We start from the raw sequence: 8,371 nt of genomic DNA on the forward strand, positions 1-8,371 counted from the left end.
TTAAACTAATATTACAATTATCTTGAATTGTCAACTATTCACGTAAGTATTTCTAATTTGCTATAGTTTACATGATTAAACAATGAACAATTGTTTTAATGGGTAAAATACTAACATAAGAAGTTGTAGATAATAAGGAGAAGTAAAATGACAAAAGTTTTAGACGGTTTAACTTTAGATTATCCTCCGACATTAGCGCAAATTGTGGAATTGGCACATCTACATCGTCGCAATCTTGATGACGCAATTTTTCATCAGGAGATTCATTTAGGGGATTTTGGTTTAGCACAGCGCAAACGTGTATATGATTTCACACGGGATTTAGATAAGGGACAGCGCTTAGAATTTTACAATGCATACAATGGTGAATTACTCAAAATCGCCGATGATGATGATTTACATCCTGCGCATGCAGAGGGTGGAATGAGTATTTTTGCAGTATTTATCGTTTTGGCGATTATTGCATTGATTCTTTATTTTGCGGTGATACGTACCATTATTCAGTAAATTGTTTAGCTAACTCACAGACTGAAACAGTGGACTGATGCAGTTTTAAGCGCTGTGACTTGAACTTCTTGAACGTCAGCCATACACTACTTTGAACCTGAGGTAGTGTATGACTATTGATTTAGAAAAAATTATTCAATTCAAATCTAAAATACAGCTAGAGCAAATTTATAATATCTTTGTTTCAGTCATGATCGTGGTGATTTTGGTATTGGCTGTGATTGCCTTATATCGTCCTATTTCTGTACAGCAATACCAAAACGTATCACGACTTGCGTTTCAGCAAAGTTATCCTGAAACTCAGGAAATGGCGATGTTGCTGAGACAGCAAGATCGCATCCGTGTGGGTGCTTATCTTAAATTGATGCATGCTTATCAGATGGAGTCTGTACGGGCACATCAACTTCCGGCTTTGGCAGAGGAACAGCCTTAGTCGCAGGGATTATCTTGGTTGGAGCTGCTTGTACATTCTCCTCCAATATCTGCTGTACTTCATTTTTATCTAAGGTTTTACTGACCACAATCACCGTCATATTTTCAGGGTGCATGTAGGTACGAACCGCATTTTGTACATCAGCTACAGTTATTTTTTCCAATAATTTAGGGTACTGGGTCAAATAATCTGGGTCTTGTTGATAAAAGCCCAATAGACCAAGCTGTGCATTGATTGTTGCATTACTGCTGTAATTATTCGGAAAAGCACGCAGCATACCGGCTTTGGTTTCTTCCATTTGTTTTTGATCAATAGGCATTTTGACAAAATCATTAAAGGCTTTATGCGCAACACGAATACTATCTATCAGCTGATCTTGACGTGTTCCATAGCTAAAACTAAAGATACCGGGCGCTTGGCTAAAGCTAAATGCACTATAGGCACCATAAGTATAGCCACGTTTGACACGAAGCTCTTGCATGAGGACCGAGTTAAAACCACCACTGCCAAACATTCGATTGGCTACTTCTAAGGCTAATCGATCTTTGTTATCACGGGTCGTCCCTAAATGTCCAAATATGACGTTGGCTTGGGTGGAATTGTAGGGAAGATGGATAATATCAAACCCTTGTTTTTCTTCTGGTTGTGCAAGTGCCTTGGCTTTTTCGCCTTGCTTTAAGTTTCCAGAAATACGTTCTGCTAGGTTCTGAGCTTCTTTTTTGCTGAGTTTGCCTGTAATGGCAATATTCAAGTTTTGAGCAACTAAAAATTGATCACGAAACTTTTTTAAAATGTCTGGGGTGATTTTTTTGATACTGCCATTGGTTCCCGTAATCGGTTCTGCATAAGGGTGTGTGCCGTATACAGCCCGATAGAATCGAATATTCATTAAGCGACTTGGGCTTTCTTGGAGTTGCTTCTGACCAGCTTGGTTATTACTGAGAGCTAAGTTTAGACTAGAGGTTTTAAAAGTCGCATTTTTAATCACGTCCATCATCATGCTTAAAGCAGGTTCTAATTTTTTAGGGTCTGACAATACGCGTAGCCGAACGACAAACATATCTCGATGTGCTTGCACGCTAAATTGAGCACCTGTTTGGTCAAAAACCGAGGCAATTTGCGTTGCATTGTATTTTTCTGTGCCTTCATCGATTAAACGTGCAGCCATGTTGGCAACACCATACAAGCCTTTTCCGACTTCTTCATCACGAGCAGAACCTGCATTAAAGGTCAGTTGAATATCCACCATAGGTAGATCTTGTGACTCAACAAACAGGCTATTTACGCCATTTCGGTTTTTCAGTACTTGAACAAGTGGAGCACGGTAGTCTTTATCAATCTGTAAATTCTTTAAACTTTGCAGCATGGGGATAGATTGTAATTGGCTCGGATTATCGTTGAGGTCAGGAACATTTTCCGTATATGTTTCTGCATGGAGGATTGAGCCAAACGCAGTGAGTAAGCTTAGGGATAAAATTTTCGTAATAGTCATCACTAATCCTTACAAGACGCTATCTGTGTTTTGGGTTGAGCTGATTTGTTGCTCTGGAGTAACAACTTCCGTTTGAGCTGGTTTTGTAGTTTGATCTGCTTTATTTGAGGTTGTTGGAACCTCCGTCTGTTCTGGAAGCAGATACATGGTGCTTAAATTTTCTTTGACAAAATACGCATTTGCGACACGTTGAATATCTTGTGCGCTGACGTTTTCATATAGTTTTGGTAATTCGTCCATGAGCCTGAAACTGAGCCCATTGACTTCTAAGTTACCGATCGTCTTGGCTTGGCTGCTGATGTCATCTTGGTTATAGACTAAATTGGAAACAAAACGTGTGGTGATGCGTTCAACTTCAGGTGTTTTGACTAATTCTGTTTTTAAAGTGTCGATTTCATCTTGTATGGCCTTTTGCGCTTGTTCCATTTTGACGCCATCGGCAGGGAGTGCTGAAATGGTAAACAAGCTATCACCACGATTGTATGGATCATAAGAAACACTTACAGCGGTGAGTAATTTTTTATCGCGTACCAGTTTGTCTTGTAGGCGCGATGAAATACCACTATCTAAAATGTTGCGAATAATATTGAGAGCATATGCATCTTGTGGGTTTTTTGCGGTAGCCAGTGAGCGTACATTCCACGCCATATACAAATTAGGCACTTGTACGGGCAAATTTAGTTCCATGTGACGATAGCCCACACGTTCGAATTCCATCACATCATTACGATCAGGTGTTTTGCGTGATGGAATATCACCAAAGTATTTTTGAACTTGACGAATGGCTGCTTCGGCATCGACATCACCAACAATCACCAAAATGGCGTTATTCGGGGTATACCAATCTTTATACCATTGTTTTAAATCTGCCAATTTGATGTTTTGCAGATTTTTCATATGCCCAATGACGGGTTGGCGATAATGACTGGTCGGATAAGAGATCCATTTGAAACGTTCATAAGCCAAAGAACGAGGGTTATCATCTGTGCGCTGTCTGCGTTCTTCCATAACCACTTTAATTTCAGGGTCGAAATCTTGTTGTTGTAATCGTAAATTACTCATACGATCCGCTTCGAGCTCCAGCGCCATAGGGAAATAGGCTTTTGGATACAACTGATAATAATTGGTGTAATTGGTAAAGGTTGCAGCGTTGATGCTGCCGCCATAGATACGGCTGAGACGTGTAAATTCATCATTAGGAACTTTGGTGGTTCCTTTAAACATCATATGTTCGAGTGCATGAGAGATCCCTAATAGATTGCCCGACTCATCACTACTGCCAACGCGATACCAAATATGAGTCATTACCATCGGCGCACGGTGGTCTTCACGAATAATGACCTTTAAACCATTTTTAAGCGTGGTTTCAAAGGTGCTACGCGTTAATTGGGTACGTGTGTCTGCATGTAGATGAGTTGCTGACCAAAGGCAACTGCTAATGACACAGATAGGAAGCGCAGAGCGAAATAAAGTTTTAAAAAGACAAGGAGAAAATCTGTTTTTATGGGACACAAAGGAATCCATTAAAATGCATTTTATAGCTATCTAGTTTTCCTAAAGTTAATTTTGATTGCAAGTTCAACATGTTGTTTTTTAGTGTGCTTCGCTCTGACAGGCGTGTATCGACTCAATTTAAGATAACTTATGATAGAATCGGTTTTTTTAACGCAGTGCTTTTCAAGGATTCGGCATGCAACAGCAATCTCATGGGCAGAATAAATTTTTGATTGATGCTGATATCGGTGATGACGATGTCACGCTACCGAGTTTACCTGCGGTAAATGTGCCGATTATCGAGACACCGAAAGTACAGCAAGACGTTGCTGCACCATTACAAGAAACAGAGTCAGAAACTGAAGACTCGAAGGCGAAAGGCGGCTTCTTTAGTCGAATGAAAGAAGGTCTAGCAAAGTCACGTAAGAACTTGGCAGACGGCATGGTGAATATCCTGATCGGTGGGAAGGAAATTGACGATGAGCTTTTAGAGGAAGTTGAAGAGCAACTTTTGGTTGCTGATATTGGTGTCGATGCAACGAAAACGATTATTGCGAACTTAACTGAACGTACTGAACGTGGCGATTTAATCTATTCACATTCTTTATATAAAGCGCTTCAAGAAGAACTTGTGGCATTACTTGCACCACGTGTTAAACCGCTACATATCGACAGCAATAAAAATCCGTATGTGATTTTGGTTGTTGGTGTGAATGGTGTGGGTAAAACCACCACGATTGGTAAATTAGCAAAACGCTTACAAGGTGAAGGTAAAAAAGTAATGTTGGCTGCTGGTGATACATTCCGTGCAGCAGCAACAGAGCAATTACAAATTTGGGGCGAACGCAATAATATTGCAGTTGTGGCGCAAGGTCATGGTGCAGATTCTGCTTCAGTTATTTTTGATGCATTCGAAAGTGCTCGTGCAAAAGGCGTAGACGTGCTGATTGCAGACACCGCAGGTCGTTTACACAACAAAGGACACCTCATGCAAGAGTTGTCTAAAGTAAAACGTGTAATGCAAAAAATTGACGCTACAGCTCCACATGAAGTGATGTTGGTTGTTGATGCAGGTACAGGTCAAAATGCCATTAACCAAGTTGAAATGTTTGACGAGGCAGTAGGGCTTACAGGTCTAACCATTACTAAACTGGATGGTACTGCGAAAGGTGGTGTGTTATTTAATATTGCAAGCCGTACCCATGTGCCAATTCGTTTTATTGGTGTAGGTGAGAAAATTGATGACTTGCGTCCATTCTCAGCAAAATCATTTGTCGCAGCATTATTTGAAACTGATAAATAAATTGCGTTAAATGTCACATAAACTCCGCAAAATGCGGAGTTTTTTGTTTTTGAACTTACTGATTGATTTAAAAAGCAACATGTGAATAAATCATAGTCAAAATTTAGCCTGATATACCCTTAGAATAAGTAAGGAATTGTTGTTATATATAAAAATTGCTTTGGGGTGTTTAGGGTGGCGTTACTCGATAAAATTGGTCATGTATTGACTGCGGATATCACTAAAGATTTTAAATTAAAAAAGAAAACTACCGAACAAGAAGTAGAAGCGTCCTTTGTCGACCAACTAAAGAAACGTCGAAGTATTTATGAGCTTGGAAAAAAGGTGCATTACAGTCAGGCTTATTTGGCGGAACTGATTCAAGAATCCGTAAGAAGTTGTCCATCTGCATATAATTCGCAAAGCACACGTATTGTAGTTTTATTTGGCGAATCTCATCAAAAATTTTGGGACATTGTAAAAGACGTACAACGCAAGAATGTTGCGAGTTATATTTTTGAAGGTGTGGCGCTCAAAATAGATCAGTGTGCAGCTGGCCTGGGAACTGTGCTTTTCTATGAAGATCAAGCTGTGATTCAACAATTACAAAAGAAAGTGCCATTAAGTGCAGAAGATTTTCCAGTGTGGTCGGAGCAAACGTCAGGCATGGCTCAATTCGCAGTATGGACTTCGATCGCAGATGCAGGTTTAGGCGCATGTTTACAACATTATAATCCACACATTGATTATGCAGTTGCCGAACACTTTGATATTTCAAAACAATGGCTGCTTCGTGCGCAGTTAGTCTTTGGTTCAATTGAAGGTCAAGCGCCTGAACGTTTAGAACTCGAAGATCAAGATCAGTTTAGAATTTATGAGTAATTTCTATGTTCTGTAAGTTGCTTTGATCTCTGCATTCTAAAGCAGTGAAACCAAAATCTGAATGTAAGTGAGTTGTAGGTATTTAGATGCTTATAACTGATTGTTCTAGAAATAAGACACAATGTTGTAAATATAGTCATGCAACTGTTAAAAACATCACCTATTATAAATCACAACTTAGTCAGCTAATTGAAAATAAAAAGAGGTCTTGTAATGTCATTCTTGAATCAAATCGAACAACGTCGCACAATCTATTCTATTGGTAATAACGTGAGTTTATCGCAAGATGAAATTGAGCAAACCATTAAAAATGCTGTACGTTTAAGTCCATCATCATTTAACTCTCAAACATCTCGTGTTGTTATTCTGTTTGGTGATGCACATCAAAAATTCTGGAATATCGTACGTGAAACTTTACGTAAAATTGTACCTGCAGATGCATTTGAAGGAACCAATAGCAAGATTAATAGTTTTGCAGCAGGTTTTGGTACAGCATTATTTTATGAAGATCAGGCTGTAGTAAAAGCACTCCAAGAACAATTTGCACTTTATGCAGATAATTTCCCAGTATGGTCTGAACACTCAACGGCGATTGCTCAATTTGCTACTTGGACGGCATTGGCTGAAAAAAATATTGGTGCGTCATTACAACATTACAATCCAATTGTTGATGCTGAAACAGCTGCGGCATTTGATGTGCCAGATCAATGGAAACTACGTGCACAACTTGTTTTCGGTTCGATTGAAGCGCCTGCAGGTGAAAAAACCTTTATTGCAGATGAAGAACGATTCAAAACATTCAAGTAATGATGGTGTGTTGAATTAAAAAGGATGCATTAAGCATCCTTTTTTTATATGCAAAATTCTTGAATGAATATCAAAATAATGTCTTGAAACTAAATATACAGTGATTGTTAGATGTCATAAGATTGTCACATATGCATTGCATAGTGCAATCGAAACTAAATAATTGATAAAGAGTGATAATGATGACTTTAAGATTAACTGTTGCTGCTGCAGCGCTGATGTTAAGTAGTGCAGGATTTGCAGCTGTAACTTTGACTGTTCCGGAAGAAATCAAAATAGTTGCAGTTAATGATCAAGAAGTTACTGGTGGTTTATTTCGATCTACCGAGAAATATAAGCTAGATGCAGGTGAAAACCTATTAACGGTACGTTATAGCGAATTTTTTCAACATGCTGATAATTCGCACGATATATTAAAGTCAGGTGTTGCCGCTATTCGTACTCCAGCACTGATTGATGGTCAAGAGTATCGTTTGGGTCTAGTCAATGCACCAAAAGATTTTGATGCTGCGCAAAAATATAAAGACCAACCAATATTTGGGTTGTATGACAAATCTAATCAATTACTTGTGCAGCAAGCTGGGGCAAAGAAAGAACAAAAATCGATTTTCTCCAATGGTGTATTGGGTAATGCCGTAGATTTTACGAAGAAAGACGCTGTGCCAGAAAATCAACCGGCACCTGTTTATGCACAATCCGTAACAGTAAAGCCAACGAACGTAGCCGTTCCTGTAGCTGCTCCAAAAAATATAGCTGTTCATCAAAATGGAGTAGATCAACAATTAATTCAGCTTTGGCAGAAGGCTAGTAAAGCTGAACGACAAAAATTCATGAGTTGGTTGGCTGAGCAAGCAAACTAAAGTTACTTTCGTAACTTTATTAGTTTTCTTGAAATCCGCGTTATTTGAAAAGTCCGTTGAATTACGGGCTTTTTAGATTGAAGAATATAAAAATCACCAAGAATTATAAAATTCGTCTTTCATAAAGCAAAATATACGGATATATTGATCTTTAAATAAGCAATAAATTGCTTTTAGTTTAAAAAATATACATTCAAGCGCAATATCGTAGAAATTTCTATGATAGGGGCTTGTGTTTGTTTTGAAACTCTATAGAATACGCTGCATACCAACGCAGACAGCTATAAATATAAGATTTTGAGTTGTTTGATGTTGTTTTCTTATTTGCTGACGAAGCATTAAGAAGATCATTAAGAGATTATGAAGAACAACTTGTGTGGATTTTTACTGGTTGATCGATCGAAATTATTTTCATTGATTGATGGTAGAAATTACTCGAAGTTTATTTGAGCAAATTTTTGTCAGTAATTGATGAGCCAAGATTGGCACCCTTTAAGGTGCTACAAAGTATTAAACTGAAGAGTTTGATCATGGCTCAGATTGAACGCTGGCGGCAGGCTTAACACATGCAAGTCGAGCGGGAATAGGTAGCTTGCTACCGATTTCTAGCGGCG

7 protein-coding genes, 1 rRNA gene and 1 pseudogene are annotated in these 8,371 nt (G+C 38.7%); 7 read left to right on the top strand and 2 right to left on the bottom strand.

Annotation, left to right across the window (positions count from 1 at the left end; genetic code table 11):
- Positions 1-147 precede the first annotated feature (147 nt).
- Both FTU38_RS11930 and FTU38_RS11935 read left to right on the top strand, forming a co-directional pair.
- Entirely contained in the window at positions 148-507 is a 360-nt protein-coding gene (locus FTU38_RS11930) for a hypothetical protein (RefSeq protein ID WP_180011241.1), read from the top strand.
- Between the two features lie 109 nt (positions 508-616).
- Complete coding sequence (locus tag FTU38_RS11935) at positions 617-940, top strand: hypothetical protein (protein WP_180011239.1); 324 nt, start codon at positions 617-619, stop codon at positions 938-940.
- On the opposite strand, the gene FTU38_RS11940 is transcribed toward FTU38_RS11935, so the two are convergent.
- Together FTU38_RS11940 and FTU38_RS11945 are read right to left on the bottom strand one after the other, a co-directional pair.
- Positions 864-2,432 (bottom strand): pitrilysin family protein, encoded by a 1,569-nt coding sequence (locus FTU38_RS11940; protein WP_180111301.1) that lies wholly within the window; start codon positions 2,430-2,432, stop codon positions 864-866. The genes FTU38_RS11935 and FTU38_RS11940 overlap by 77 nt on opposite strands.
- Before the next feature lie 126 nt (positions 2,433-2,558).
- Positions 2,559-3,872, bottom strand: a pseudogene (locus FTU38_RS11945) (M16 family metallopeptidase); the annotation flags it as partial.
- A gap of 250 nt (positions 3,873-4,122) precedes the next feature.
- Between FTU38_RS11945 and ftsY the strand changes: the two are divergent.
- From ftsY to FTU38_RS11970, 5 genes are all read left to right on the top strand, one after another.
- Positions 4,123-5,229, top strand: a complete 1,107-nt coding sequence (ftsY, locus tag FTU38_RS11950; RefSeq protein ID WP_168379661.1) for a signal recognition particle-docking protein FtsY — start codon at positions 4,123-4,125, stop codon at positions 5,227-5,229.
- A 174-nt stretch (positions 5,230-5,403) separates the two neighbouring features.
- On the top strand, positions 5,404-6,090 hold the full coding sequence (locus FTU38_RS11955) for a nitroreductase family protein (RefSeq protein ID WP_180005084.1): 687 nt from the start codon (positions 5,404-5,406) through the stop codon (positions 6,088-6,090).
- 213 nt (positions 6,091-6,303) lie between these two features.
- Complete coding sequence (locus FTU38_RS11960) at positions 6,304-6,897, top strand: nitroreductase family protein (protein ID WP_180005083.1); 594 nt, start codon at positions 6,304-6,306, stop codon at positions 6,895-6,897.
- 182 nt (positions 6,898-7,079) lie between these two features.
- On the top strand, positions 7,080-7,757 hold the full coding sequence (locus tag FTU38_RS11965) for a DUF2057 domain-containing protein (RefSeq protein ID WP_180005108.1): 678 nt from the start codon (positions 7,080-7,082) through the stop codon (positions 7,755-7,757).
- Positions 7,758-8,269: 512 nt separating this feature from the next.
- A 16S ribosomal RNA gene (locus FTU38_RS11970) occupies positions 8,270-8,371 on the top strand; the annotation flags it as partial.

The organism is Acinetobacter sp. YH12098 (genome assembly GCF_013419235.1).
GTDB lineage: Bacteria > Pseudomonadota > Gammaproteobacteria > Pseudomonadales > Moraxellaceae > Acinetobacter > Acinetobacter amyesii.

Excerpts from the sequence above, each read along its gene's own strand:
- FTU38_RS11930 (WP_180011241.1), top strand. The coding sequence starts at position 148 with ATGACAAAAGTTTTAGACGGTTTAACTTTAGATTATCCTCCGACATTA.
- FTU38_RS11935 (WP_180011239.1), top strand. The coding sequence starts at position 617 with ATGACTATTGATTTAGAAAAAATTATTCAATTCAAATCTAAAATACAG.
- FTU38_RS11940 (WP_180111301.1), bottom strand. The coding sequence starts at position 2,432 with ATGACTATTACGAAAATTTTATCCCTAAGCTTACTCACTGCGTTTGGC.
- ftsY (WP_168379661.1), top strand. The coding sequence starts at position 4,123 with ATGCAACAGCAATCTCATGGGCAGAATAAATTTTTGATTGATGCTGAT.
- FTU38_RS11960 (WP_180005083.1), top strand. The coding sequence starts at position 6,304 with ATGTCATTCTTGAATCAAATCGAACAACGTCGCACAATCTATTCTATT.
- FTU38_RS11965 (WP_180005108.1), top strand. The coding sequence starts at position 7,080 with ATGACTTTAAGATTAACTGTTGCTGCTGCAGCGCTGATGTTAAGTAGT.